Origin of the sequence: Brevundimonas phoenicis, from assembly GCF_047237745.1 — a bacterium.
GTDB lineage: Bacteria > Pseudomonadota > Alphaproteobacteria > Caulobacterales > Caulobacteraceae > Brevundimonas.
Genome location: NZ_JBDFLN010000001.1, coordinates 1,391,126 through 1,417,209 on the forward strand (window position 1 = coordinate 1,391,126; position 26,084 = coordinate 1,417,209).

Sequence of the window (26,084 nt, forward strand, 5' to 3'; positions counted from 1 at the left end):
ATCTTCCGGGGCCGTTTTCTTTGTTGATTACGCCTACCGCGCTTTGCGCTGCTTGAGGCGTCTTTCAGTAACCGACGGTGAAGCGGGCGCGGGGGTGCTTCGGCGTCTCGATCTCGTCGGCCATGGCGATGGCGTAGTCGGGGAAGGAGATGCGGCTGTTCCCCTGGTCGTCCGACAGCAGGGCGTCGCCGCCCAGACGGAAGACGCCGGTGCATTCCGACCCGTCGAACAGGGCCGAAGGCGACAGAAAGGTCCAGTTCAACTCCGGCTCGGCGCGCAGGGCGTCCAGGAATCGGCCGCCGGCCAGGGCTTCGGCCTTATAGGCTTCGGGGAAGGCGGGCGTGTCGACCAGGCGTTGGCCCGGCGCGATCTCCAGGCTGCCGGCGCCGCCGACCACCAGATAACGCGGAACGCCTGCATCCTTGATCGCCTGGATCAGCAGGGCCGGATCGCTGTCCACGAACATGATGGCGCTGACCACGGCGTCGGCGTCGGCCAGGGCCGGGGCGAGAGAGGCGGGCTGGTTCACGTCGCCTGCGACAGCGGTCACGCCGGGAGCGGCGGGCACGCGGTCCGGCTGGCGGGCCACGCCCGTCACCTGATGCCCGCGCCGGGCCAGTTCCTTGACGATCTCTGATCCGACACGGCCGCTGGCGCCCAGGACGGTTATGTTCATGGGATGGTTCCTGTTAGTTACCGATGGGTACCAGGTGTGCTATGGGAAGTTATCATGCAAGAAGGCACTTTTCTCTCACCAGGTTCCCCGGCGGTGACCGCTTCCAGCGACGGCGAGCGGGGAAACGTCTATGCCGCCGACTGCCCGACCCGGCTGCTGCTGGATCGGATCGCCGACAAGTGGACGGTGCTTCTGCTGACCACCCTCGCGGACGGACCGATGCGTTTCAATGCGCTCAAGCGCCGGATCGAGGGCGTGTCGCAGAAGATGCTGAGCCAGACCCTGCGCCAGATCGAACGCGACGGCCTGGTCACACGAACGGTCGAGGCCGCTGTGCCGGTGTCCGTCACCTATGCGATCACGCCCCTGGGGCAGGGGTTGGTTCAGGCCTTGCGACCGATGATCGACTGGGCCGAGACGCGCATGGACGAAGTGGCGGCGGCGCAATCAGCCTATGAAGCACGGGTTGCGGACGCCTAATCCACTAAATCCGTGTGCGGATGACTTGACGAGCCGGTATTGAATCCGGTCTTGGAGCGCGGGCGCCTGAGCGGCGACCTTATCGGAGAGGCCTCATGCTCAACTGGTTCCAGGCGCTGCTGCCTAAGGAAGACAACTTCTTTCGGTTGTTCGACGCCCATGCGCAGACGCTGGCTCACGGCGCGGGCGCCCTGCGTCAGATGATGAACGGCGGACCCGCGACCGGGGAATGGTGCGCCAAGGTGGTCGCCCACGAGGAAGAAGCCGACGAGATCGCGCGCGAGGTGCTGTTCGCCGTGCGCCGCAGCTTCATCACCCCGTTCGACCGCTCGGACATTCGCGGCCTGACCAACTCGCTGGACGACACTATCGACCAGATGCAGAAGGCGGCCAAGATCGTCACCCTGTACGAGATGCGCGACTTCTCGCCCAAGATGCAGGAGCTGGCCGACATCGCCGTCGAATGCGCGGCCCTGACGCAGGAGGCCTTCGCTTTGTTGCCGGCCATGCGCAAGAACCACGACCGCCTGAACGCCCTGACTGAACAGATCACCAATCTGGAGGCGCGCAGCGACGACCTCTATGACGCGGGCATGAAGGCGCTTTATGAGGCGCACCGTCACGACATGACGGGCGGCAACACCCTGGGCTTCATCATCGGCAGCCAGCTTCTGGATCATCTGGAGAAGGTGATCGATCGCTTCGAGGACGTGGCCAACCGCATCAACGGCGTTCTGGTCGAGCACCTGTAGGGCGCCATGGATCACGCCCTCCTGATCCTGGTCTTCCTGATCGGCGTCGCCCTGCTGTTCGACTTTCTGAACGGCCTGCACGACGCGGCCAATTCGATCGCCACCATCGTCGCCACGCGCGTCCTGCCGCCGATCTATGCGGTGGGGTGGGCGGCCTTCTTCAACTTCATCGCCTTCCTGTTCTTCGGCCTGCACGTCGCCGACACCATCGGGCGCGGCATCATCTCGCCGGACGTCATTTCGGATCAGGTGATCTTCGGCGCCCTGATGGGGGCCATCAGCTGGAACGTCATCACCTGGCTGGGCGGGATTCCGTCGTCCAGCTCGCACGCCCTGATCGGCGGCCTGCTGGGGGCGGGCATCGCCAAGGCGGGGACCAGCGCCGTGGTCATCGCTGGGGTGCTGAAGACGGTGGGCGCCATCTTCATGTCGCCGGCCATCGGCTTCCTGCTGGCCCTGTTGCTGGTGCTGATCGTGTCCTGGCTGTTCGCCAAGGCCAATCCCAACTTCGCCGATCGGGTCTTCCGGGGTTTGCAGTTCGTGTCGGCCTCGGCCTATTCCCTGGGCCACGGGGGCAATGACGCCCAGAAAACGATGGGGATCATCGCCATCCTGCTCTATTCGCGCGGCATGCTGGGCGGCGAGTTCCATGTGCCCTTCTGGGTGGTCATCACCTGTCAGGCGGCCATCGCACTGGGCACCCTGTTCGGCGGCTGGAAGATCGTCCACACCATGGGATCGCGGATCACGCGCCTGTCGCCCCAGCAGGGCTTCTGCGCCGAAACGGGCGGGGCCATCACCCTGTTCGCGGCGACCAGCATGGGCATTCCGGTGTCGACCACCCACACCATCACCGGCGCCATCGTCGGCGTGGGCGCGGCCAAGCGCGTCTCGGCCGTGCGCTGGAGCGTGGCGCGCAGCATCGTCACCGCCTGGTTCATCACCATGCCCGCCGCCGCCGCCATCGGCGCCCTGTTCTACGCCCTGGGCGGGCTGTTCCTGACCTGATGTCGAACAAGCCTCGCACCCTTTCGTCCGAGACGCGCCAGGTCGCGGCCCTGCCGTGGCGGCACGGCGCGGACGGCGTGGAGATCATGATGATCACCTCGCGCGAGACTCGGCGCTGGGTCATCCCCAAGGGCAACCGCATGGCGGGCAAGACCGACGCCGAGGCCGCCGTGATCGAGGCCTACGAAGAGGCGGGCGTCCAGGGCGACGTCATGGGCGCGCCGATCGGCTGGTTCCGGTACGGCAAGCGGCTGAAGTCGGGACGGGTTCAGGCCACCATCGCCAGCGTCTATCCGCTGGAGGTCTTCATCCAGCTGGGCGCCTGGCCGGAGGACGCCCAGCGCGAACGCCGCTGGATGTCGACCGAAGACGCCGCCGCCGTCGTGGACGAGGTCGAGCTGGCCGAACTGATCCGCGACTTCAAGCCGGGACGAGGGGCGGAGTAGGGCGTTTCGCTTTCAATAAAGAACCCTGTTCACTATGAGTGCGGCGTCGCTATGGAGAATCCGATGTCGTCCTTTCTGTCCGCAGCCTGTCTCGCTCTTGTCGTGACGGGCATGACCCTCTCGGCGCCCGTCCAGGCCCATGCGTCGCTTGAGGGGCAAGCCAAGGCCTCGGTGCAGGTTTCCGATAATCGTGCGGCCCTGACCCGTCGTTATCTGGAGCTGACCACGGGCGGCATCGACAAGATCGTACAGCAGCTTATCAGCGAGGAGCTCGCGGGCATGGCGGACGCGATGCCGGCTGAGCAACTGGCGTGGTTTCGCGCCAATACCGTCATCATCATGCGGCCCCATATGGATGCGCTGATCCGGAGCTTGAGCGACGATATCCAGACACGGTTCACCGAGGCCGAACTGGAAGCCCTGGTCGGCTTCTACGACACGCCGGAGGGGCGTGCGATCGCCGCCAAGCAGATGGAGATGGGCGGCGCCATGAGTCAGGCCATGCAGAGCTTCGAGATGTCCTATCTGCAGGATCTGATGACCAAGTTCTGCGGCGCCTTCGACTGCGGAGCCATGGCGCAGGAGGCGGCGGGCGCGACCAAGCCCGCCAAGCGTTGATTTTCCCGCCGGGCCGTGTATAGAGCCCGCATCTCGTCGGGGCCTCGGTTCTGACGATGCCTGTCCGAGAACTTCGGGATGCGGGGGTCGCCCGCGTCGTAAACGTCCAGAGAGCCCTCTGGCGCCGTGGGGAGATGGGGATGCAAAGACCTTTTGCCTGCCGGTATCCGGCGGGCGGGCCATGCTTCCTTCGGACAATAAGACCGGCCTGAACGCTGTGCAGCAATGCATGGCGCAATGGCCAATCCGTCGCTGGGAATAAGCTCGGCGGCGAATACCAAAACTGGAGACCACAATGGACCGCGCACAAAAAGCCGAGTCGATCGAATCGCTGAAGAGCGTGTTCGCCGACGCGGGCGCCGTGGTCGTGACCCACAACCTGGGTCTGACCGTTGTGGAGATGGAAGACCTGCGTGGTCGTCTTCGTAAAGAAGGCGCCGCGTTCAAGGTGGTGAAGAACCGTCTGGCGCTCAAGGCGCTGGGCGTCGAGGAAGGCAGCGAGTACCACAGCCTGTTCAAGGGCCCCGTGGGCATCGCATACGCCGCCGACCCCGTCACCGCCGCCAAGGTCACGGCCGAATTCGCCAAGGGCAACGACAAGTTCGTCATCCAGGGCGGTTTCATGGGCGACAAGGTTCTGGACGCCAAGGGCGTCGAGGCCCTGTCCAAGCTGCCGTCGCTGGATCAACTGCGCGGCAAGCTCATCGGCCTGCTGCAAGCCCCGGCGACCAAGGTTGCCGGCGTCCTGCAAGCGCCGGCCGGCCAACTGGCGCGCGTCTTCAACGCGTACGCGACCAAAGACGCCGCCTAAGCCCCGTCATCTCTGCATATCTCTCTGAACCTCATCCTACCGAAGGAAGACTAAAATGGCTGATCTCGCCAAAATCGTTGAAGAACTGTCGGCCCTGACCGTCCTGGAAGCCGCTGAACTGTCGAAGCTGCTGGAAGACAAGTGGGGCGTCTCGGCCGCCGCTCCGGTCGCCGTCGCCGCTGTCGCCGGCGCTGCTGAAGCCGCTCCGGCCGGCGAAGAGCAAACCGAGTTCACCGTTGTCCTGGTGGACGGCGGCGACAAGAAGATCAACGTCATCAAGGAAGTCCGCGGCGTCCGCACCGACCTGGGTCTGAAGGAAGCCAAGGACCTGGTCGAAGGCGCTCCGCAGCCGGTCGTCGAGAACGTCTCGAAGCAAGCTGCTGAAGAGCTGAAGAAGAAGCTGGAAGAAGCCGGCGCCAAGGTCGAAATCAAGTAAGATTTCGGATCTGGCCTCTAGTTCGCCGATCCGGCTGGACCAGAGACTGCTTTCCAAAGCGAAACGGGCCGGAGGGAAACCTCCGGCCCGTTTTTCTTTTTTAGCCGTTAGCCTTCTCCCCCCTTCATGGGGAGGGTGGCTGAGGCCGTCAGGCCGAAGCCGGGTGGGGCGGTTAGGCCATTCAGGCGCCCGAGGCCAGGAGCGCCTGGCCCTCCCCACCCGCTCGCCGCTTCGCGCCGACCACCCTCCCCATGAAGGGGAGGGAGAGGCGCGGTGTCCTGGCTCCTACCGTCGGCGCGGGCTGAGGATGTCGCCCAGCCGATCCGGCGTGCCGGGAATCCGCTCCAGGCGCGGGTAGCGCAGACCGTCGTGATAGTCGAAATCGACGGCGCGATAGCGGTCGCCGTTCTTGAGCAGCAGGCGGATCGGGGCGTCGGTTCCCTTGGCGGCGGTGACGGCGTCGCGCAGCTTCTCGGCCGAGGCGGCGATGTCGTTGACGGCCACAAGCTCCCAGCCCGGCCCGATGTCGGCCTCGAAGGCGCGGCCGCCCCAGCGAATGCCGGTCAGCTTGTTCGACGAGGACAGGGTGAAGCCCAGGGAATACTGGAAGTCGTTGGCCCAGCCCGACTGGATGCGCTTCTCGTCGGCCGTCAGGGTGTCGGTGTAGGTCAGGCGGTAGCCGCCGCGCGCCAGACCATCCAGCGGGGCCTTGGCGTCCGGGCCGTTGGCGTCCAGGCGGGTGCGCAGGAAGGTCGCCCAGTCATGCGGATGGACCGCGTTCAGCGCCGCGACCACGTCGTCGAACGTATAGCCGCGCGGCGCCCAGGAGCCGTCGTCGCCGCCGAAGAAGCCCTTGGCGAAGTCGTCCAGCGACTTCTTCCCGCCCGTCGCTTCGCGGATCAGGGTGTCGGCGTCCAACCAGATCAGCAGGGCCTCGCGGTAGTAGTCGCCCGTGCCGCGCATCCACGACGAATAGGGGTTCGAGGTGCGATAACCGAGCAGGTTGTGGTTGTTCGCATCCTGCAGCGGGCGCCATTCGCGGCCCGGCTGGTTGTCATAGAAGGCGGCGTTCTCGGCCACGGTGACCAGAATGTCTTCCTTGGAGGCCAGGCCCGAGCGGGCGGTCAGCACATCGCCCCAGTATTCCGTCTGACCCTCATAGACCCACAGAAGGGTGTTCTGGGTCGGGATGTTGTGGTTGGCGGTCAGTTCGTCGACCGGGCGCTGGCGCTTGCCGTTCCAGGCGTGGACGAACTCGTGCGGCAAGAGGCCGACGGCCCCCATGCTCTTGCCCCAGTTGGTGAAGAAGTCGGTCGGGACCGAGTTCTCGGACGAGCGATGATGCTCCAGGCCGATGCCGCCCATCTTCGACGTGGCGGCCACCAGGAAATCGTAGCGGTCATAGGGGCGGGCGCCGAACAGGCGGTCGGTCTGGGTGACCAGGTTCTCGAACCAGCCGAGCTGCTCGGTCGTGGGGGCCAGATCCTTGGCCGCATCGGCGACGATGTTCAGGTGGACGGCGCCTTCGCCGTTTCCGCGGCGCGGGTCGATGGCGATGCGCTGGAAGTTGGCGCCGCCGAACAGGGGGCTGTCGATCAGGGTGTAGAGGTCGGTCGGCGCAAACGTCGCCAGGCCGTCGACGAAGCTCTCGGTGTCCAGCGCCACGCCGTATTTCCAGCCCTGCGGCAGGCGGATCGACGGGGCGAAGGTGATGCCGGTGGAGCGATAGCCCGCCGGATAGAGCAGGGCCTTCTCCCACTGCAGATTGACCATCTCGGGCGTCATGACCACGCGCCAGGTCGAGCTGTCCGGCTGGGTCAGCCACTGGAAGTCGACGGTGATCTCGCTGACGCCCTGCGGCACCTCGATGTGGAAGGCGTAGGGGTCGATGGTGTCGCGCAGCCAGTCGATGCGGGCGCCGCCGCCCTGCACCGTGACGCCGGACACCAGCTGGATCGGGCCGGTCGCCGCGTGGTTGCCCGGCAGGAATTTCGGATAGAGCAGGACCAGATGGCCGGGCGTGACCGGGATGGTCTGGCGCACGCGGACGATCTTCTTCTCTACGTCGGTGGCGTCGACCTCATAGCGGATGACGCCGGGATAGGCCTCTGCCGTCGGCGCCGGGATCGGCGGCAGGGCGCGGGGCAGGGCCAGCGGCGTGTTCTGCGGCGTCGGCGCGGCGGGGGCCTGCGGGCCGGTCCATTGCTGAGCGAGCGCGGTCGAGGCGGCCGAGGTCAGCAGCAGGGCGAGGGCGGCGGCGGGCAGGCGTCGGGTCATCGGGTATCCAGAACTCTGAAAGCGGTCGGTATTAGGCTTGGCAGGAGGCGTTATCGGCGGCGAGGCGACAGGATGTCGCCCAGTCGGTCGGGCGTGCCTTCGATCCGTTCAAGATGCGGATAGCGCAGGCCGTCGTGGTAGTCGAAGCGCACCGTCCGGAAGCGGTCGCCGTTCTTGAGGATCAGCTCGATCGGTTCGGACGTCCCCTTGGCGGCGGTGACGGCTTCTTTCAGCGCGTCGGCCGATGCGGCGCGCCCGCCGACGGCGACGACTTCCCAGCCCGAGGTCAGCCCCTGTTCGAAGGCCGGGCCGCCCCACAGGACGGAGGTGATCCGGTTCGACCCGTTCATCATGAAGCCGAGCGAATAGGTGAAGTCGTTGCGGCCCAGCTCTTTATACAGGGCGCCCATGTAGCCGGACGGCTCTTCCTTGAAGACCAGGCGGTAGCCGCCGCGCTCAATGCCGTCCAGCGGTCCGCGCGAGTCGGGGCCGACCGCGTCCAGCCGCTCGCGCAGGAAGGCGGCCCAGTCGTTCGCCTGCACCCCGTTCAGCGTCGAGGTCACATCGGCGAAGGTGTAGGGGGCCGGATCCCAGTCGCCGTCCTCGACGCCGAAGAAGGCCTTGGCGAAGTCGTCCAGCGACTTCTTCCCGCCGGTCCGTTCGCGGATCAGGGTGTCGGCGTCCAGCCAGATCAGCGAACCTTCGCGGTAATAGTCCTCGCTGCGCTGATAGCTGCTCCAGGGCTGCGGGCGGCGCTGGCTGATGATGGGGTCGTTGGTGGTGTCCTGCATGGCGCGCCAGTGGCGGCCGGGGATGTGCTGGAAGCTGGCGGCGCTCATGGCCAGGACGTCCAGCGCCTGCTGCTTGGACATCAGGCCCGCGCGGGCGGTCAGGACCAGGCCCCAGTACTGCGTCTGGCCCTCATAGACCCACATCAGGGAGTTCTGCAGCGGCTCGTTCAGATTGGGCGTTAACTGGTCGGTCGGGCGGCGCCATTTCCCGTTCCAGCTGTGGGTGTATTCGTGACCCAGCAGGTCGCGGTCGGCCAGGGTCGCCTCGCGATCGGTGAAATACTTCACATCGACGCTGTTCTCGGACGAGCGGTGGTGCTCCAGCCCGATGCCGCCCAGCTTGTCCGTCACGGCCAGCAGGAAGTCGTAGTGGTTGAAGTGGCGCGCGCCGAACAGGCGGTCGGCCTGCTGGACCAGGTTGCGGTGCAGTTGGACGTGCTCGTCCGTCGCCTCCAGCATCTTGGCGTTATCGGCCACGACGTTCAGGCGCACCGGCGAGCGGCCGCCCGGATCCAGGTCGATCTGGCGATAGTGGGCGCCGGCGAAGACGGGGCTGTCGGCCAGGTGCTCCAGCGTGATGGGGGCGAAGGTCGCCAGGCCGTTCTCGAAGCTGACGGTATCCAGGGCGACGCCGTAGTTCCAGCCCTGAGGCAGCTTCAGCGTCGGCTGGAAGGTGATCTGGCGCGAATAATAGCCCGCCGGATAGAGCAGGGCCTTCTCCCACTGGATATTCAGCATCTCGGGGGTGACGACGACGCGACCCTGACTGCCCTCGATCGGCGTCAGCCACTGGAAGGCGGCCTCGACCTCGGTCACGCCGGCCGGAACCTCGATCTGATAGGCCCAGGGCTGGACGGTGTTGCGCACCCACTCCAGCCGCCGCCCCTCGGCGGTGAAGGTCAGGCCGCCGACGTTGGCGACGGGGCCGACCGGGCCGTGGTTGCCGGGAATCCATTGCGGATAGAAGAGGATCAGCGGGCCGGGGCCGCTGACGGGGATGGTCTGGCGCACCTGGATCAGGCGGCGGTCGATGTCGGTGGCGTCGACGTCCAGCTTGATGACGCCGGGATAGGCCTCGTCCTTGGCCGCCGGGATCGGCGCCAGGGCGACGGGCAGGGCGGGCGTTCCCACCTGGGCCAGCGCCGAACCGGCGCTGAACAGCAAGGCGGAGGCGCAGGCGGTGACAAGCAGGCGAGCGGCGGGATGCATCATCAGGGGACTTTCCGGCAAGGCGGCGAGGACGCAGCAGATCACTGTGCGTCGCGGCTATGGTCAAGCCCGAGGTGGGCGGATGAATTCGCCGTCATGTTTGGGTCGCCTGCGCGGAGGCGGATTTCATCGGCTACGGTCGCGTACTAGCCTGACGACGGCGTCACAAGGCGAGGGAAATCACATGGACGGGATGCGGATTCTGGCGGGCGTCGCCGCGGTGATGGTGATTTCAGCGTCGCCTCCGGCCAGCGCGGCCCAGGCGCCGTCGCCCGATCGCGCCGGCCATGAACCCGTGATCGAGACCGGCGACGTTGACCGCTTCTACACGCTTTACGACAGCGCCGCCGGACAGCCGAGCGCCGAGCAGTTGCAGGCCTATCTGGATGGCGGCTCCACCGGTCTGACGCATCTGGCGAAGGTGCGCAGGGTGACGGGCGCGAGGATGGCGGAGGCCATGGCCGCTCGGCCTGAAATCTATGTCGAGGCGCGGGCCTGCGCCGACCACCTGCCGCGCGTCCGTGCGCGGGTCGCCGAGGGGCTGGCCCGTTTCATCGATCAGTATCCCGAGGCACAATTTCCCTCGGCGACTTTCGTGATCGGTCGCGGCCGCCCGGTCGCGGTCGGCAGTCCGGTGGACGGAATCCAGGTGGGGCTGGAGGCTCTCTGCGCCACCGACTTCATCAATCCCGACATCGAGGACCGCTTCGTAGGGGTTCTGATCCACGAGTATGTCCACACCCAGCAGGCGCCGGAGCTTACTGAAAAAGAGCAGTTCACGGTGCTTGAGGTGTCGCTGGCCGAGGGCGTCGCGGAGTTCGTGACCGAACTGCTGATGGGCGCGCCGGCCTATACCTATCTCGAGCCGCAGACCCGAGGCCGTGAACTCGAGATCGAGACCGCCTTCCTCGCCGATATCGACAAGACCGACCTAAAGGACTGGGTCTATAATTCCACGCCGGAGAAGCCGGGGGATCTGGGTTACTGGGCCGGTTATCGCATCGCCAAGGCCTACTATCGCCGCGCGCCGGACAAGAAGGCGGCGCTGCGGGCGATACTGCAGATGACGGACGCCAAGACCTTCCTTGCCGACAGCGGCTGGAGGCCCGGCATGAACCTGGACTAGCGCTCCGGGTTCACTTCCAGCAGTTCGACCGTGAAGCGCAGGGTCGAGTTGGCGGGGATTTCCGTGCCCATCCAGCGGGGGCCGTAGGCCAGATCGGCGGGGATGACGAACTGATAGGTTTCGCCCTCGCGCATCAGGGCGACGCCCTCGGTCCAGCCCTTGATGACTCGGTTCAGCGGGAAGCTGGTCGGCTCGTTGCGCGAATAGGAGCTGTCGAACTCGCGCCCGTCGATGAAGGTGCCGCGATAGTGGACCTTGACCGTGTCGGTCGCCGTCGGCTGCTCGCCCTCGGGGTTGGCCTTGCCGATCAGGCGGTATTGCAGGCCGGATTCCGTCGAGGTCCAGCCGCGACGCTGCCCGTTCCACATCAGATAGGCGGCCTGGCCGACCTCCCAGTTTTCTTGCGTAGCCGGGCCGACCGGCTCGCGCAGGCCAGGGTAGTCGACATCGGGCGTCGAGGCGCAGGCGGCAAGCGACAGGGCGGCGAGAGCGGGCAGGACGATGTGCTTCATAAGGCTAGGCTTATCACGCTGATCGAAACTGTCGACTGCTCGCGTGAGGGGTCTTTATTTCGCCGAAGAAGGGCGTATATATGCGCGCTCCGCAGATTCCATGAATCCCGCGCGAAAGCGCCGAGGCCCGGTTTGTCGCCCTCCGACCGGTGCGAAGGCGTCGCCCCTCCCCAAGGGGGCGGATACATCCAGGCGTCCTGATCCGCATGCGGGTCGAGGGTGGACGCCGAGAGACATTTACGGTCACGGATCGCCGGTCGGCGCGCCGTGGCTGCTGCATTGAGAGCGGGCCTCGCAAGGGGCCGCGATTGGGAAAACAGAATGGCCAAGTCCACCGACGGTCTCGCCTTGGGTAAGATCGCTGCCGCCACGTCGTTTACCGGCAAGAAGCGCATTCGTTACAGCTTCGGGCGCATCCCTGAAGCCGTGCAGATGCCGAACCTGATCGAGGTTCAGCGCGCTTCCTATGAGCAGTTCCTGCAGCGCGAGTCGCGCCCGGGCCTGCGTAACGACGAGGGCATCGAAGCGGTCTTCAAGTCGGTCTTCCCGATCAAGGACTTCAACGAACGCGCCGTCCTGGAATACGTCTCCTACGAGTTCGAAGACCCGAAGTACGACGTCGAGGAATGCATCCAGCGCGACATGACCTATGCCGCGCCGCTGAAGGTCAAGCTGCGCCTGATCGTCTTTGAGACCGAGGAAGAAACGGGCGCCCGTTCGGTCAAGGACATCAAGGAGCAGGACGTCTACATGGGCGACATTCCGCTCATGACGGACAAGGGCACCTTCATCGTCAACGGCACCGAGCGCGTGATCGTCTCGCAGATGCACCGTTCGCCGGGCGTCTTCTTCGACCACGACAAGGGCAAGACCCACTCGTCGGGCAAGCTGCTGTTCGCCGCCCGCGTCATTCCTTATCGCGGTTCGTGGCTGGACTTCGAGTTCGACGCCAAGGACATCGTCTACGTTCGTATCGACCGTCGTCGTAAGCTGCCCGCCACCACCTTCCTGCTGGCCCTCGGCATGGACGGTGAGGAAATCCTCAAGACCTTCTACGAGACGGTTCCGTACGAGAAGCGCGGCGAAGGCTGGGTCACGCCCTACAAGCCGGAACGCTGGCGCGGCGTGAAGCCCGAGTTCGACCTGGTCGACGCCGACACCGGCGAAGTGGTCGCCCCGGCCGGTCAGAAGATCAGCGCCCGCGCCGCCAAGAAGCTGGCCGACGGCGGTCTGAAGTCGCTGTCGCTGGCGGCTGACGCCCTGCTGACCAAGTACCTGGCCTCCGACGCCGTCAACTACCAGACCGGCGAAATCTACGCCGAGGCGGGCGACGAGCTGGACGCCGCCGCGATCGAGCTGCTGGAAGCCAACGGCTTCACCACCATCGACGTGCTGGACATCGACCACGTCACGGTCGGCGCCTACATGCGCAACACCCTGCGCGTGGACAAGAACACGGGCCGCGAGGACGCGCTGTTCGACGTCTATCGCGTCATGCGCCCGGGCGAGCCGCCGACGCCGGAAGCGGCCGAGGCCATGTTCAACTCCCTGTTCTTCGACGCCGAGCGCTACGACCTGTCGGCCGTCGGTCGCGTGAAGATGAACATGCGTCTGGAGACCCCTGAGGTTTCGGACGAAATCCGCGTCCTGCAGAAGGACGACGTGCTGAAGGTGCTGCAGATCCTGGTCGGCCTGAAGGACGGCCGCGGCGAGATCGACGACATCGACAACCTGGGCAACCGTCGCGTGCGTTCGGTCGGCGAGCTGCTGGAAAACCAGTACCGCGTCGGTCTGCTGCGCATGGAGCGCGCCATCAAGGAGCGCATGAGCTCGGTCGATATCGACACGGTCATGCCGCACGACCTGATCAACGCCAAGCCGGCCGCCGCCGCCGTGCGTGAATTCTTCGGCTCGTCGCAGCTGTCGCAGTTCATGGACCAGACGAACCCGCTGTCGGAGATCACCCACAAGCGCCGCCTCTCGGCGCTTGGCCCGGGCGGTCTGACGCGCGAGCGCGCGGGCTTTGAAGTCCGCGACGTTCACCCGACGCACTATGGCCGCATCTGCCCGATTGAAACGCCGGAAGGCCCGAACATCGGTCTGATCAACTCGCTGGCCACCCACGCCCGCGTGAACAAATACGGCTTCATCGAAAGCCCGTACCGTCGTGTGGTCGAAGGCAAGGCGACGGAAGAGGTGGTCTACATCTCGGCCATGGAAGAGGCGAAGCACGTCATCGCCCAGGCCAACATCGACCTGAAGGACGGCGAGATCGTCGAGGAACTGGTGCCGGGCCGTATCAACGGCGACTCCCAGCTGCTGACCAAGGAAACGGTCGACATGATGGACGTGTCGCCGAAACAGGTCGTTTCGGTCGCCGCCGCCCTGATCCCCTTCCTGGAAAACGACGACGCCAACCGCGCGCTGATGGGCGCCAACATGCAACGTCAGGCCGTGCCGCTGGTGCAGTCGGACGCGCCGCTGGTCGGCACCGGCATGGAAGCGGTCGTGGCCGTGGACTCGGGCGCCGTGGTGATCGCGCGTCGTGACGGCGTGGTCGAGCAGATCGACGGCACCCGCATCGTGGTTCGCGCCACGGGCGACGTGGACGCCGGCCGTTCGGGCGTCGATATCTATCGCCTGTCGAAGTTCCAGCGTTCCAACCAGTCGACCTGCATCAACCAGCGCCCGATCGTGCGCGTGGGCGATGAAGTGAAGGCCGGCGACGTGATCGCCGACGGCCCGTCGACGGACCTGGGCGAACTGGCTCTGGGCCGCAACGTCCTGGTCGCCTACATGCCCTGGAACGGCTACAACTTCGAAGACTCGATCCTGATCTCCGAGCGCATCGTGCGCGACGACATCTTCACCTCCATCCACCTCGAAGAGTTCGAAGTGATGGCGCGTGATACGAAGTTGGGCCCGGAAGAAATCACCCGCGACATTCCCAACGTCGGCGAGGAAGCCCTGCGCAACCTCGACGAAGCGGGCATTGTGGCCATCGGCGCCGAGGTCCAGCCGGGCGACATCCTGGTCGGCAAGGTGACGCCGAAGGGCGAAAGCCCGATGACTCCGGAAGAGAAGCTGCTGCGCGCCATCTTCGGCGAGAAGGCTTCGGACGTGCGCGACACCTCGCTGCGTCTGCCGCCGGGCGTCGCCGGCACCATCGTCGACGTGCGCGTGTTCAACCGCCACGGCATCGACAAGGACGAGCGCGCCATGGCCATCGAGCGCGCCGAGATCGAACGTCTGGGCAAGGACCGCGACGACGAGCTCAAGATCCTTGAGCGCAACGTCTACGGCCGCGTGAAGCCGCTGCTGCTCGGCAAGACCGCCGTGTCCGGCCCGAAGGGTATGGGCCGCGGCGAGGTCACCGAAGAGAAGCTGGCCGAAGTGTCCAAGGGCCTGTGGTGGCAGGTCGCCCTCGACGACGAGAAGGCGATGGGCGAGCTGGAGGCCATGAAGAAGCAGTTCGAGGACGCCCGTAAGGCCCTCGATCGCCGCTTCGAAGACAAGGTCGAGAAGCTGCAGCGCGGCGACGAGATGCCGCCTGGCGTCATGAAGATGGTCAAGGTCTTCGTGGCCGTGAAGCGCAAGCTTCAGCCGGGCGACAAGATGGCCGGCCGTCACGGCAACAAGGGCGTCATCTCCAAGATCCTGCCGATCGAGGACATGCCGCACCTGGACGACGGCACCCACGTCGACATCGTTCTGAACCCGCTGGGCGTGCCGTCGCGCATGAACATCGGCCAGATCTTCGAGACCCACCTGGGTTGGGCCGCCGCCGGCCTGGGCAAGCAGATCAAGGGCTTGCTCGAGCAGTGGATGGACGGCGGCATGCGCGACGCCCTGGTGTCGCGTCTGACCCAGATCTACGGCGCCGACACCCCGCTGCCGCAGAGCGACGAAGAGCTGATCGAACTGGCCCAGAACCTGTCCAAGGGCGTTCCGTTCGCGACTCCGGTCTTCGACGGCGCGCGTATCTCGGACATCGAGGATCTGCTGGAATCGGCGGACCTGGATCGTTCGGGTCAGTCGATCCTGTTCGACGGCCAGACGGGCGAGCAGTTCAAGCGTCCGGTCACGGTCGGCTATGTGTACATGCTGAAGCTGCACCACCTGGTCGACGACAAGATCCACGCCCGCTCGATCGGCCCGTACTCGCTCGTCACCCAGCAGCCGCTGGGCGGTAAGGCGCAGTTCGGCGGTCAGCGCTTCGGGGAAATGGAGGTCTGGGCTCTGGAAGCTTACGGCGCCGCCTACACCCTGCAGGAAATGCTGACGGTGAAGTCGGACGACGTGGCCGGCCGGACCAAGGTCTACGAGGCCATCGTCCGCGGCGACGACAGCTTCGAGGCCGGCATCCCCGAGTCCTTCAACGTGCTGGTGAAGGAAATGCGCTCGCTGGGCCTGAACGTGGAGCTGGAAAACAGCTGATCGGATCAAGCGCCCTTCCTCGCTTCGGCGGGGGAGGGCGGTCCGCCTGTTCTCCTCTCTGAATGATTTTCGCGGGGCATTCCCGCAGAAGGAAAAAAGATGAACCAGGAAGTCCTGAACATCTTCAACCCGGTCCCGGTCACCCCGACCTTCGACCAGATCAAGATCGCCCTGGCCTCGCCGGAGAAGATCCGTTCGTGGTCGTTCGGCGAGATCAAGAAGCCGGAAACCATCAACTACCGTACGTTCAAGCCTGAGCGTGACGGCCTGTTCTGCGCCCGTATCTTTGGCCCGACCAAGGACTACGAATGCCTGTGCGGCAAGTACAAGCGCATGAAGTACAAGGGCATCATCTGCGAGAAGTGCGGCGTTGAAGTCACGCTGGCTCGCGTCCGCCGCGAGCGCATGGGTCACATCGACCTGGCCGCTCCGGTCGCCCACATCTGGTTCCTGAAGTCGCTGCCGTCGCGCATCTCGCTGATGCTGGACATGGCGCTGAAGGACGTCGAGCGCGTCCTGTACTTCGAGAACTACATCGTCACCGAGCCGGGCCTGACCCCGCTGAAGCAGAACCAGCTGCTGACGGAAGACGAATTCTATCACTATCAGGAAGAGTTCGGCGACGACGGCTTCACGGCCGAGATCGGCGCCGAGGCGGTCCGCAACCTGCTGATGGCGATCGACCTGAACGCCGAGGCCGAGAAGCACCGCGCCGAACTGGCCGACAGCCCGTCGGAGCTGAAGGCCAAGAAGGCCTCCAAGCGTCTGAAGCTGATGGAAGCCTTCATCGAGTTGGGCAACAAGCCCGAGTGGATGATCCTGACCATCGTGCCGGTCATCCCGCCGGAACTGCGCCCGCTGGTGCCGCTGGACGGCGGCCGCTTTGCGACCTCGGACCTGAACGACCTGTATCGCCGGGTCATCAACCGGAACAACCGCCTGAAGCGCCTGATCGAGCTGCGCGCGCCGGACATCATCATCCGCAACGAAAAGCGGATGCTGCAGGAATCCGTCGACGCCCTGTTCGACAACGGCCGTCGCGGTCGCGTCATCACCGGCGCGAACAAGCGTCCGCTGAAGTCGCTGGCCGACATGCTGAAGGGCAAGCAGGGCCGCTTCCGTCAAAACCTGCTGGGCAAGCGCGTCGACTACTCGGGCCGTTCAGTCATCACCGTGGGCCCCGAGCTGAAGCTGCACGAGTGCGGCCTGCCCAAGAAGATGGCGCTGGAGCTGTTCAAGCCGTTCATCTACGCACGTCTGGACGCCAAGGGCCTGTCGGGCACCGTCAAGCAGTCCAAGCGCATGGTCGAGCGTGAGCAGCCCGCCGTCTGGGACATCCTGGACGAGGTCATCCGCGAGCACCCGGTTCTGCTGAACCGCGCGCCGACGCTTCACCGTCTGGGCATCCAGGCGTTCGAGCCCAAGCTGATCGAGGGCAAGGCCATCCGCCTGCACCCGCTGGTCTGTACGGCGTTCAACGCTGACTTCGACGGCGACCAGATGGCCGTGCACGTCCCGCTGAGCCTCGAGGCCCAGCTGGAAGCGCGCGTGCTGATGATGTCGACGAACAACATCCTGTCGCCCGCCAACGGCAAGCCGATCATCGTGCCGTCGCAGGACATCGTCCTGGGCCTGTACTACCTGTCGCTGGTCAAGGAGAACCAGCCAGGCGAGGGCAAGCTGTTCGCCAACATGGGCGAGATCGACGCGGCCCTGGACGCCCAGGTCGTCAAGCTGCACACCAAGATCAAGGCGCGCTGGACCGAGATGAACTCGGATGGCGAAGTCGTGACCAAGGTGATCGACACCACGCCGGGCCGGATGAAGCTGGGCGCTCTGCTGCCGCTGAACCCGAACATCGGCTACCGTCTGCTCGAGAAGAACCTGACCAAGAAGGAAATCGGCAACCTGATCGATCAGGTCTACCGTCACTGCGGTCAGAAGGCGACGGTCATCTTCGCCGACCAGATGATGCAGATGGGCTTCCGCGAAGCGGCCAAGGCCGGCATCTCGGTGGGCAAGGACGACATCGTCATCCCGGCCAAGAAGGAACAGCTGGTCAACGAAACCCGCACCCAGGTCGAAGAGTACGAGCAGCAATATGCTGACGGCCTCATCACCAAGGGCGAGAAGTACAACAAGGTCGTCGACGCCTGGGCCAAGGCCACGGACAAGATCGCCGACGAGATGATGGGCGAAATCGCCCAGCCCCGCGTCCTGATCAAGGGCCAGGAGCCCGACATCAACTCGGTCTTCATGATGGCCAACTCGGGCGCTCGTGGCTCGCAGGCTCAGATGAAGCAGCTGGGCGGCATGCGCGGCCTGATGGCCAAGCCCTCGGGCGAGATCATCGAGACGCCGATCATCTCGAACTTCAAGGAAGGCCTGACCGTCCTTGAATACTTCAACTCCACCCACGGCGCCCGTAAGGGTCTGGCTGACACCGCGCTGAAGACCGCCAACTCGGGTTATCTGACCCGTCGTCTGGTGGACGTGGCGCAGGACTCCATCGTCACCGAGGAAGACTGCGGCTCGACGCGCGGCATCACCCTGCGCGCCGTGGTCGAAGGCGGCGACGTGCTGGTCTCGCTGGGCCAACGCGTCCTGGGTCGCTATGCGGCCGAGGACATCAAGGAGCCGGGCGGCGAAGTCCTGTTCCCTGCGGACACCTATCTGCAGGAAGAGGAAGTCGAGCTGATCGACAAGGTCGGCGTCCAGTCCATCAAGGTCCGTTCGGCCCTGACGTGTGAAGCCGACGCCGGCATCTGCGGCATGTGCTACGGCCGTGACCTGGCGCGCGGCACCAACGTCAACATCGGCGAAGCGGTCGGCGTCATCGCCGCCCAGTCGATCGGCGAGCCGGGCACCCAGCTGACGATGCGTACCTTCCACATCGGCGGTACGGCTCAGGTTGCGGAAACCTCGTTCTTCGAGGCGACCAACGCCGGCGTCATCAAGGTGGTCGGCCCGACCGTTATCGCCGCCCACGGCGATCCGGTGTCCATGAGCCGCAACGTCGTGGTCACTGTGACCGTCGACGGCAAGGACCGCGAATCCTACAAGGTGCCTTACGGCGCGCGCCTGCGCGTCAAGGACGGCGGCGAGGTGGTCAAGAACCAGCGCCTGGCCGAGTGGGATCCCTACACCACCCCGATCCTGACGGAAGTCGGCGGCGTGGTGCGCTTCGAAGACCTGGTCGACGGTCTGTCGGTCAAGGAAGAGACCGACGAGGCCACCGGCATCGCCCAGCGCGTCGTGTCGGACTGGCGCGCCAGCCCGCGCGGTTCGGACCTGCGTCCGGCCGTCGGCGTGACCCAGGGCGACAGCTACGCCAAGCTGTCGAGCGGTTCTGACGCGCGTTACCTGCTGCCCGTGGGCGCCATCCTGTCGGTGGCGAACGGCGACGAGGTCAAGCCGGGCGACATCGTCGCTCGTATCCCGACCGAAGGCGCCAAGACCCGCGACATCACCGGCGGTCTGCCGCGCGTGGCCGAACTGTTCGAAGCCCGTCGTCCGAAGGACTGCGCGGTCATCGCCGAGATGGACGGCCGCGTCGAATTCGGTCGCGACTACAAGAACAAGCGCCGCATTAAGATCACCCCGGAAGTCGATGCAGACGGCAACCAGGGCGAAGCGGTCGAGTTCCTGATCCCGAAGGGCAAGCACATCTCCGTCCACGACGGCGATCTGATCCAGAAGGGCGACTACATCATCGACGGCAACCCGGATCCGCACGACCTGCTGCGCATCCAGGGCGTCGAAGCGCTGGCCGAGTATCTGGTGAACGAAGTGCAGGAGGTCTACCGACTGCAGGGCGTGCCGATCAACGACAAGCACATCGAAGTCATCGTCCGTCAGATGCTGCAGAAGGTCGAGGTCATCGACTCCGGCGAAACCACCCTGATCCGTGGCGACACGGTCGAAGTGGCTGAAGCGGCTCTGGAAAACGCCAAGGTCGAGAAGCGCGGCGGCCGTCTGGCTGTCACGCAGCCGGTCCTGCTGGGCATCACCAAGGCGTCGCTGCAGACCCGCAGCTTCATCTCGGCGGCGTCCTTCCAGGAAACCACGCGCGTCCTCACCGAGGCTTCGGTCCACGGCAAGAAGGACATGCTGGAAGGCCTGAAGGAGAACGTGATCGTGGGTCGTCTGATCCCTGCCGGTACGGGCTCTTACCTGCGCAGCCTGCAGAAGATCGCCAACGAGCGCGATGCTGAGCTGACCCAGGCCCGCGAAGATGCGGTTGAGCCGCTTCCCGCGGATCTGGCCCTGGAGCTGGAACAGTCGGCCGACTGATCCGGGTCTCGGACCTGCAAAGACTGAAGAGGGCGGCGTCGAAAGGCGCCGCCCTTTTCTGTGGCCTATCGCGCTTCGCGCTACTTGAGGCCGGTTATGCGCCTCTACTGAGCTTTCGCCTCCTTCTCCCTTTGTGGAAAGAAGGAGCCGCGTCTACTGCGGCCGTATCGGCTCTCGGGGTCCGGCGGCGCCGGGCGTCATCGGGCGGCCCGAGGCCGGGGCGCCGTCGCGGCGGGTTTGGACGTTGCGGTTGGAGTCCATCTGCATCGAGGAATCCAGGTGGGCGCCCGCGCAGCCCGTGCCGAAGTTGGAGCCGGGACAGTCCTGAGGCGTTAGCACGCCGACGCCCCCGCTGAGCGGACGACGTTTGGCTTCATAGCGGCGCAGTGCGGCTGCGCCTTCTCGGGCGAACCGCGTGTCTCGATCAGGATGGCCCGTGCCGGTGATGGGGCGCCGTGCTGCAGCCTCCGCCGCCCGTTCATTGAAACGCTCGTCGCAGATTACGCGCTCGGCGCGGGTCAGCATTTCGGGAGAGCGGCAGCCGACAGGCGACGTGCGCAGAGCGCGCGCCGTGGCGGCCGCCTGAGTTTCCGTCGTCACGCGCCAGGGATCGGCGATCGGGTCGGCTGAAGCGGAGGGGGCGGCGTCTGGCGTAGTCCTTGCGATGCGTGGCGCAGGCGGCGTCGGACGATCCGGCGTGGAAGGCGCAGGGGCCTGGGCCTGGCTTGTGCTGTTGGCGCCCCGCGCCCGTGCCTGAGGCGAGGGCTGGGTTACGACGACGGTCTGCCGAGGCCGTTCGTCCGGCAGGAGGGGGCGAGGTTCGATGTCCAGATAGACGACGGGCGGCGTGTCCGACCCCAGACGGGGCGGCGGCTTGACGGCGTAAAAGGCGAGAGGAGCCAGTAGCAGGCCGTGGATCAGCAGCGAAGCTCCGGCCGTCGCCGCGCGTCGATGGCGTGCTCCCTTGCCCCGCCCGCCCAATTTGTCCAGCACCACGACGGTCATGCGACGTCCCCATCCCTGGAGCAAAACATGGCTTTGCAAGCGTGGCGATATGTGGGCGAGGGATCAAGAAGGCGAACAACGTGCGGCGAAGCTCGCCGTGCGCGAATCCCTTGACCTGTTAACGGATCGAGCGTAGAAGCCGCGCACTTTCGAGACGTGGGCGGTTCGCCGCTCGCTGAGATCGTGACAATTGAACGGACGGGCTGTGTCCCGCCGGAACGCCCGAAGCGCGCGTTCCGGTTTTTCTGTTTGGGCGTCGTGACCTCGGCTCGATAACACCCGGGCGGGGCTTCGGTCTCGTTCAAAAGAAGGCTCATGAGGCGCTCCGGTCGAAAGACACACGCCTCCACATCGAAAAGAGACGAATTCGAATGCCCACGATCAACCAGCTGATCCGCAAGCCCCGCAAGCCGAAGCCGGTCCGCAACAAGGTTCCGGCCCTGGAGGGTTCGCCCCAGCGCCGCGGCGTCTGCACCCGCGTGTACACCACGACCCCGAAGAAGCCGAACTCGGCTCTGCGTAAGGTCGCCAAGGTCCGCCTGGCCAAGAACGGCGTCGAAGCCGTTTGCTACATCCCCGGCGAAGGTCACAACCTGCAGGAGCACTCGGTCGTGCTGATCCGCGGCGGCCGCGTGAAGGACTTGCCCGGCGTGCGTTACCACATCCTGCGCGGCGTGCTCGATACGCAAGGCGTCAAGGACCGCAAGCAGCGTCGTTCGCACTACGGCGCCAAGCGTCCGAAGTAATCGGCCCCGGCCTACGTTTCAGAGATTTCCCCGACGTCAGTCGGGCCCGAGAAGGAATAACCCATGTCGCGTCGTCACCGCGCCCAGAAGCGTGAAGTTCTGCCGGATCCCAAGTTCGGCGATCTGATCGTCACCAAGTTCATGAACTACGTCATGTACGAAGGTAAGAAGGCCGTCGCCGAAAACATCGTTTACGGCGCCTTCGACATCCTGGCGGACAAGAAGAAGGAGCAGACTGCGGTCGAGACCTTCCACGCCGCCCTGGAAAACGTCGCCCCGTCGGTCGAAGTCCGCTCGCGCCGCGTCGGCGGCGCCACCTACCAGGTGCCGGTCGAAGTCCGTCCGGACCGTCGTCGCGCCCTGGCCATCCGTTGGCTGGTCAACGCCGCGCGCAACCGCGGCGAAAACACCATGACGGAAAAGCTGGCCGCCGAGCTGCTGGACGCCTCGAACAACCGCGGCACCGCGGTCAAGAAGCGCGAAGACACCCACAAGATGGCTGAAGCCAACCGCGCCTTCAGCCACTACCGCTGGTAAGCGTCTTAAAACCGCCAATGGCGGCGACTATTTAAGACGATCTGGCGCGGGCGTTTTTTCGGAATCGCCCGCGCCGTCATATCCGACACCCCAGGGCGCTCGCCGCGTCCGCGAAGCTCCCGGAAGGCAACTTCAATGCCCCGCACACATAAAATCGAAGACTACCGCAACTTCGGCATCATGGCCCACATCGACGCGGGCAAGACGACGACGACCGAGCGGATCCTGTTCTACACCGGCAAGAACCACAAAATGGGCGAGACGCACGACGGCGCGTCCACCATGGACTGGATGGACCAGGAGCAGGAACGCGGCATCACCATCACGTCGGCCGCGACGACCGCTTTCTGGCGCGAAAAGCGCCTGAACATCATCGACACCCCCGGCCACGTGGACTTCACCATTGAAGTCGAGCGTTCGCTGCGCGTGCTCGACGGCGCCGTGACGGTGCTGGACGGCAACGCCGGCGTCGAGCCGCAGACGGAAACCGTCTGGCGCCAGGCCGACAAGTACCGCGTGCCGCGCATCGTCTTCGTCAACAAGATGGACAAGATCGGCGCCGACTTCGAGAAGTCGGTCGAGTCGATCCGCGACCGCCTGGGCGCCAAGGCTGTGCCGATCCAACTGCCGATCGGTTCGGAATCGAACCTGAAGGGCGTGGTCGACCTGGTCGAGATGAAGGCCCTGGTCTGGGAAACCGACCAAGTCGGCGCCTCGGCCGACGTGCGCGACATCCCGGCTGACATGGCTGACGCCGTGGCCGCCGCTCGCCAGTACCTGGTCGACAACGCCGTCGAGATCGACGACGAGGCCATGGAAGCCTACCTGGAAGGCAACGAGCCCTCGGTTGAAGTGCTGAAGCGCTGCATCCGCAAGGCCGTGATCACCGGCGCCTTCTACCCGATCCTCGCCGGCTCGGCCTTCAAGAACAAGGGCGTGCAGCCCCTGCTCGACGCCGTCGTCGACTACCTGCCGTCGCCGGTGGACATTCCGCCGACGCCGGGCATCGACTTCAAGACCGAAGAGCCGGTCGTCCGCAAGGCTTCGGACGAAGAGCCCCTGTCGGTTCTGGCGTTCAAGATCATGGACGACCCCTTCGTCGGCTCGATCACCTTCTGCCGCCTGTACTCGGGCAAGATGGAGACCGGTCAGTCGCTGCTGAACTCGTCGCGCGACAAGCGCGAGCGCGTCGGCCGCATGCTGCAGATGCACTCGAACAACCGCGAGGACATCAAGGAAGCCTACGCCGGCGACATCGTCGCCCTGGCCGGCCTGAAGGAAACGCGCACGGGCGACACCCTGTGCGACCCGCTGAAGTCGCCGGTCATCCTCGAGAAGATGGAATTCCCGGCGCCGGTCATCGAGATCGCCGTCGAGCCCAAGACCAAGGCCGACCAGGAGAAGCTGGGCGTCGCCCTGGCCAAGCTGGCTTCGGAAGATCCGTCCTTCACCGTCTCGACCGACCACGAGTTGGGCCAGACGATCCTGAAGGGCATGGGCGAGCTGCACCTGGACATCAAGATCGACATCCTGAAGCGCACCTACAAGGTCGAAGCGACCATCGGCGCGCCGCAGGTGGCCTATCGTGAATCGATCAGCCGCAAGGTCGAGATCGACTACACCCACAAGAAGCAGACCGGCGGCACGGGTCAGTTCGCCCGCGTGAAGCTGGTGTTCGAGCCGGGCGAGCCGGGTTCGGACTTCGTCTTCGAGTTGGCCATCGTCGGCGGCGCAGTGCCCAAGGAATACATCCCGGGCGTCGAAAAGGGCCTGAAGTCGGCCAAGGACAACGGCCTGCTGGCCGGCTTCCCGGTGATCGACGTCAAGGCGACGCTGATCGACGGAGCCTTCCACGACGTCGACTCCTCGGTCCTGGCCTTCGAAATCGCGTCGCGCGCCGCGTTCCGCGAACTGAAGGAAAAGGGCGGACCGAAGCTGCTCGAGCCGATCATGGCCGTCGAGGTCGTGACCCCGGAAGAGTACCTGGGTTCGATCATCGGCGACCTGAACGGCCGTCGCGGCATGATCCAGGGGCAGGACATGCGCGGCAACGCCGTCGTCGTGAACGCCTTCGTGCCGCTGGCCAACATGTTCGGCTACGTGAACACGCTGCGCGGCATGTCGCAGGGCCGCGCCCAGTTCACCATGCAGTACGACCACTATGAATCGGTGCCGCAACACGTCGCCGACGAAGTGATCAAGAAGTACGCCTAAGTCCGTCTTTCTGACGGACCCACTTGAAAACGGGGCGGTTTGACCACAAATCGCCCCACCTATCCCCAAACCCATTTGGACCCCAGTTTGGGGACACCAGGAGCTAGAGAATGGCCAAGGAAAAGTTCGAACGCACGAAGCCGCACGTGAACATCGGCACGATCGGTCACGTTGACCACGGCAAGACGACGCTGACGGCGGCGATCTCGATGACGCTGGCGAAGGCCGGCGGCGGCAAGGCGATGAACTACGCCGACATCGACAACGCGCCGGAAGAAAAAGCGCGCGGCATCACGATCAACACGTCGCACGTCGAGTATGAGACGGCCAACCGTCACTACGCGCACGTCGACTGCCCGGGCCACGCCGACTACGTGAAGAACATGATCACGGGCGCGGCTCAGATGGACGGCGCGATCCTGGTTTGCTCGGCCGCTGACGGCCCGATGCCGCAGACCCGCGAGCATATCCTGCTGTCGCGTCAGGTCGGCGTTCCGGCGCTGGTGGTGTTCCTGAACAAGGTCGACATGGTCGACGACGAGGAGCTGCTGGAGCTGGTCGAGATGGAAGTGCGCGAGCTGCTGAGCTCGTACCAGTTCCCGGGCGACGACATCCCGGTGGTGAAGGGTTCGGCCCTGGCCGCCGTCGAAGGCCGCGATCCGAAGATCGGCGAAGAAGCCGTTCTGGCGCTGATGCAGGCCGTTGACGACTACATCCCGCAGCCGGAGCGTCCGATCGACCTGCCGTTCCTGATGCCGGTGGAAGACGTGTTCTCGATCTCGGGCCGCGGCACCGTGGTGACCGGTCGCGTCGAGCGCGGCATCGTCAAGGTCGGTGAAGAAGTCGAAATCGTCGGCATCCGTCCGGTTCAGAAGACGACCTGCACGGGCGTCGAAATGTTCCGCAAGCTGCTGGACCAGGGTCAAGCCGGCGACAACGTGGGCGTGCTGCTGCGCGGCACCAAGCGTGAAGACGTCGAGCGCGGCCAGGTGCTGTGCAAGCCGGGTTCGATCACCCCGCACACCAAGTTCGTGGCCGAGGCCTACATCCTGAACAAGGAAGAAGGCGGCCGTCACACGCCGTTCTTCACGAACTACCGTCCGCAGTTCTACTTCCGCACGACGGACGTGACCGGCATCGTGCGCCTGAAGGAAGGCGTCGAGATGATCATGCCGGGCGACAACGCCGAGCTGGACGTCGAGCTGATCACGCCGATCGCGATGGAAGAGAAGCTGCGCTTCGCCATCCGTGAAGGCGGCCGCACCGTCGGCGCCGGCGTCGTGGCCAAGATCGTCGAGTAATCGACGGGCGGCTTTCGAGCCGCACAGTACGAGTAAGCGTACCGGCCTCAAGCAACCCGCAAGGGCGGTAGGCCAAGAGTAAAGCGTAACAGAGCGGCCCCCGGAGACATCCGGGGGCCGTTTTGCATGTCAGTCGTTCGGGGCGCCGGTCGCGGGATCGGTTTCCGTGCGGCCTGAGTTGCTGCTGCCCTCGGCGCCCTTGGGCTCGGTGGCCGGGCGAGGCGGACTGCCCTCCTTGTCGGGACGCTGGTTCTCGTTCTCGGTTTCGCGGGTCTTGGGGCGTGGTTTCGGCATGAGCACCTCCTGAATGAGGTCAATGCGGCGATACGCGGTGAAGCTCCGATCTTTTGTGCAAGGCGCTGAACGCTAACCCGGCCTCAAGGGCTTGGCCGTATGAGGCGGTGTTGGA

Annotated in this window: 20 protein-coding genes; 14 read left to right on the forward strand and 6 right to left on the reverse strand. The window is 65.3% G+C overall.

Features of this window, described 5'->3' with window-relative positions; all coding sequences use genetic code 11:
• Nucleotides 1-64 precede the first annotated feature (64 nt).
• Complete coding sequence (locus ABC419_RS06925) at nucleotides 65-676, reverse strand: NAD(P)-dependent oxidoreductase (protein WP_412877924.1); 612 nt, start codon at nucleotides 674-676, stop codon at nucleotides 65-67.
• Nucleotides 677-769: 93 nt separating this feature from the next.
• On the opposite strand from ABC419_RS06925, the gene ABC419_RS06930 reads away from it, so the two are divergent.
• From ABC419_RS06930 to rplL, 7 genes are all read left to right on the forward strand, one after another.
• Nucleotides 770-1,156: a winged helix-turn-helix transcriptional regulator gene (locus ABC419_RS06930; protein WP_200165661.1), complete on the forward strand. Its 387-nt coding sequence runs from the start codon at nucleotides 770-772 to the stop codon at nucleotides 1,154-1,156.
• Between the two features lie 95 nt (nucleotides 1,157-1,251).
• Entirely contained in the window at nucleotides 1,252-1,908 is a 657-nt protein-coding gene (locus ABC419_RS06935; RefSeq protein WP_125902224.1) for a DUF47 domain-containing protein, read from the forward strand.
• A 6-nt stretch (nucleotides 1,909-1,914) separates the two neighbouring features.
• The gene (locus ABC419_RS06940; RefSeq protein WP_087139256.1) at nucleotides 1,915-2,916 is read left to right on the forward strand and encodes an inorganic phosphate transporter; all 1,002 of its coding nucleotides are present in this window, start codon (nucleotides 1,915-1,917) and stop codon (nucleotides 2,914-2,916) included.
• Nucleotides 2,916-3,362, forward strand: a complete 447-nt coding sequence (locus tag ABC419_RS06945) for an NUDIX hydrolase (protein WP_292056545.1) — start codon at nucleotides 2,916-2,918, stop codon at nucleotides 3,360-3,362. Before ABC419_RS06940 ends, ABC419_RS06945 begins: the two co-directional genes overlap by 1 nt.
• Nucleotides 3,363-3,425: 63 nt before the next feature.
• Entirely contained in the window at nucleotides 3,426-3,980 is a 555-nt protein-coding gene (locus ABC419_RS06950; RefSeq protein WP_165906634.1) for a DUF2059 domain-containing protein, read from the forward strand.
• 295 nt (nucleotides 3,981-4,275) lie between these two features.
• Entirely contained in the window at nucleotides 4,276-4,791 is a 516-nt protein-coding gene (gene rplJ / locus ABC419_RS06955; protein WP_003168522.1) for a 50S ribosomal protein L10, read from the forward strand.
• 55 nt (nucleotides 4,792-4,846) lie between these two features.
• Nucleotides 4,847-5,227, forward strand: coding sequence for a 50S ribosomal protein L7/L12 (gene rplL / locus ABC419_RS06960; RefSeq protein WP_125902220.1), 381 nt, complete (start codon nucleotides 4,847-4,849; stop codon nucleotides 5,225-5,227).
• A 285-nt stretch (nucleotides 5,228-5,512) separates the two neighbouring features.
• Here rplL and ABC419_RS06965 read toward each other — a convergent pair whose 3' ends face one another.
• Both ABC419_RS06965 and ABC419_RS06970 read right to left on the reverse strand, forming a co-directional pair.
• Nucleotides 5,513-7,504, reverse strand: a complete 1,992-nt coding sequence (locus ABC419_RS06965; RefSeq protein WP_412877923.1) for a M61 family metallopeptidase — start codon at nucleotides 7,502-7,504, stop codon at nucleotides 5,513-5,515.
• Between the two features lie 50 nt (nucleotides 7,505-7,554).
• Nucleotides 7,555-9,504, reverse strand: a complete 1,950-nt coding sequence (locus ABC419_RS06970; protein WP_412878024.1) for a M61 family metallopeptidase — start codon at nucleotides 9,502-9,504, stop codon at nucleotides 7,555-7,557.
• Between the two features lie 184 nt (nucleotides 9,505-9,688).
• Between ABC419_RS06970 and ABC419_RS06975 the strand changes: the two genes are divergently transcribed.
• Nucleotides 9,689-10,630 (forward strand): DUF2268 domain-containing putative Zn-dependent protease, encoded by a 942-nt coding sequence (locus ABC419_RS06975; RefSeq protein ID WP_412877922.1) that lies wholly within the window; start codon nucleotides 9,689-9,691, stop codon nucleotides 10,628-10,630.
• Here ABC419_RS06975 and ABC419_RS06980 read toward each other — a convergent pair.
• A complete protein-coding gene (locus tag ABC419_RS06980) occupies nucleotides 10,627-11,142 on the reverse strand; it encodes an FKBP-type peptidyl-prolyl cis-trans isomerase (protein WP_412877921.1) in 516 nt (171 codons plus the stop codon). The genes ABC419_RS06975 and ABC419_RS06980 overlap by 4 nt on opposite strands.
• 321 nt (nucleotides 11,143-11,463) lie before the next feature.
• Between ABC419_RS06980 and rpoB the strand changes: the two genes are divergently transcribed.
• Entirely contained in the window at nucleotides 11,464-15,579 is a 4,116-nt protein-coding gene (gene rpoB / locus ABC419_RS06985) for a DNA-directed RNA polymerase subunit beta (RefSeq protein WP_315026508.1), read from the forward strand.
• A gap of 99 nt (nucleotides 15,580-15,678) precedes the next feature.
• Complete coding sequence (gene rpoC, locus ABC419_RS06990) at nucleotides 15,679-19,872, forward strand: DNA-directed RNA polymerase subunit beta' (protein ID WP_412878107.1); 4,194 nt, start codon at nucleotides 15,679-15,681, stop codon at nucleotides 19,870-19,872.
• Nucleotides 19,873-20,025: 153 nt separating this feature from the next.
• Here the strand turns inward: rpoC and ABC419_RS06995 are convergent, their stop codons facing one another.
• A complete protein-coding gene (locus ABC419_RS06995; protein ID WP_412877919.1) occupies nucleotides 20,026-20,877 on the reverse strand; it encodes a hypothetical protein in 852 nt (283 codons plus the stop codon).
• A gap of 371 nt (nucleotides 20,878-21,248) precedes the next feature.
• Here ABC419_RS06995 and rpsL point away from each other — a divergent pair, with 371 nt between their 5' ends.
• From rpsL to tuf, 4 genes are all read left to right on the forward strand, one after another.
• Complete coding sequence (gene rpsL / locus ABC419_RS07000) at nucleotides 21,249-21,623, forward strand: 30S ribosomal protein S12 (RefSeq protein ID WP_003165508.1); 375 nt, start codon at nucleotides 21,249-21,251, stop codon at nucleotides 21,621-21,623.
• A gap of 63 nt (nucleotides 21,624-21,686) precedes the next feature.
• The gene (rpsG, locus tag ABC419_RS07005; RefSeq protein WP_087140773.1) at nucleotides 21,687-22,160 is read left to right on the forward strand and encodes a 30S ribosomal protein S7; all 474 of its coding nucleotides are present in this window, start codon (nucleotides 21,687-21,689) and stop codon (nucleotides 22,158-22,160) included.
• Nucleotides 22,161-22,295: 135 nt separating this feature from the next.
• Nucleotides 22,296-24,374: an elongation factor G gene (gene fusA / locus ABC419_RS07010; protein WP_412878768.1), complete on the forward strand. Its 2,079-nt coding sequence runs from the start codon at nucleotides 22,296-22,298 to the stop codon at nucleotides 24,372-24,374.
• A 110-nt stretch (nucleotides 24,375-24,484) separates the two neighbouring features.
• Nucleotides 24,485-25,675, forward strand: a complete 1,191-nt coding sequence (gene tuf / locus ABC419_RS07015) for an elongation factor Tu (protein ID WP_200165642.1) — start codon at nucleotides 24,485-24,487, stop codon at nucleotides 25,673-25,675.
• Between the two features lie 129 nt (nucleotides 25,676-25,804).
• Here the strand turns inward: tuf and ABC419_RS07020 are convergent, their stop codons facing one another.
• Nucleotides 25,805-25,969: a hypothetical protein gene (locus tag ABC419_RS07020; RefSeq protein ID WP_200165640.1), complete on the reverse strand. Its 165-nt coding sequence runs from the start codon at nucleotides 25,967-25,969 to the stop codon at nucleotides 25,805-25,807.
• Between the last annotated feature and the right edge of the window lie 115 nt (nucleotides 25,970-26,084).

What these genes read in the sequence shown, in the direction of transcription:
- ABC419_RS06925 (WP_412877924.1), bottom strand. Translation starts at nt 676, where the DNA reads ATGAACATAACCGTCCTGGGCGCCAGCGGCCGTGTCGGATCAGAGATC.
- ABC419_RS06935 (WP_125902224.1), top strand. Translation starts at nt 1,252, where the DNA reads ATGCTCAACTGGTTCCAGGCGCTGCTGCCTAAGGAAGACAACTTCTTT.
- ABC419_RS06940 (WP_087139256.1), top strand. Translation starts at nt 1,915, where the DNA reads ATGGATCACGCCCTCCTGATCCTGGTCTTCCTGATCGGCGTCGCCCTG.
- ABC419_RS06945 (WP_292056545.1), top strand. Translation starts at nt 2,916, where the DNA reads ATGTCGAACAAGCCTCGCACCCTTTCGTCCGAGACGCGCCAGGTCGCG.
- ABC419_RS06950 (WP_165906634.1), top strand. Translation starts at nt 3,426, where the DNA reads ATGTCGTCCTTTCTGTCCGCAGCCTGTCTCGCTCTTGTCGTGACGGGC.
- rplJ (WP_003168522.1), top strand. Translation starts at nt 4,276, where the DNA reads ATGGACCGCGCACAAAAAGCCGAGTCGATCGAATCGCTGAAGAGCGTG.
- rplL (WP_125902220.1), top strand. Translation starts at nt 4,847, where the DNA reads ATGGCTGATCTCGCCAAAATCGTTGAAGAACTGTCGGCCCTGACCGTC.
- ABC419_RS06965 (WP_412877923.1), bottom strand. Translation starts at nt 7,504, where the DNA reads ATGACCCGACGCCTGCCCGCCGCCGCCCTCGCCCTGCTGCTGACCTCG.
- ABC419_RS06970 (WP_412878024.1), bottom strand. Translation starts at nt 9,504, where the DNA reads ATGCATCCCGCCGCTCGCCTGCTTGTCACCGCCTGCGCCTCCGCCTTG.
- ABC419_RS06975 (WP_412877922.1), top strand. Translation starts at nt 9,689, where the DNA reads ATGGACGGGATGCGGATTCTGGCGGGCGTCGCCGCGGTGATGGTGATT.
- ABC419_RS06980 (WP_412877921.1), bottom strand. Translation starts at nt 11,142, where the DNA reads ATGAAGCACATCGTCCTGCCCGCTCTCGCCGCCCTGTCGCTTGCCGCC.
- rpoB (WP_315026508.1), top strand. Translation starts at nt 11,464, where the DNA reads ATGGCCAAGTCCACCGACGGTCTCGCCTTGGGTAAGATCGCTGCCGCC.
- rpoC (WP_412878107.1), top strand. Translation starts at nt 15,679, where the DNA reads ATGAACCAGGAAGTCCTGAACATCTTCAACCCGGTCCCGGTCACCCCG.
- ABC419_RS06995 (WP_412877919.1), bottom strand. Translation starts at nt 20,877, where the DNA reads ATGACCGTCGTGGTGCTGGACAAATTGGGCGGGCGGGGCAAGGGAGCA.
- rpsL (WP_003165508.1), top strand. Translation starts at nt 21,249, where the DNA reads ATGCCCACGATCAACCAGCTGATCCGCAAGCCCCGCAAGCCGAAGCCG.
- rpsG (WP_087140773.1), top strand. Translation starts at nt 21,687, where the DNA reads ATGTCGCGTCGTCACCGCGCCCAGAAGCGTGAAGTTCTGCCGGATCCC.
- fusA (WP_412878768.1), top strand. Translation starts at nt 22,296, where the DNA reads ATGCCCCGCACACATAAAATCGAAGACTACCGCAACTTCGGCATCATG.
- tuf (WP_200165642.1), top strand. Translation starts at nt 24,485, where the DNA reads ATGGCCAAGGAAAAGTTCGAACGCACGAAGCCGCACGTGAACATCGGC.
- ABC419_RS07020 (WP_200165640.1), bottom strand. Translation starts at nt 25,969, where the DNA reads ATGCCGAAACCACGCCCCAAGACCCGCGAAACCGAGAACGAGAACCAG.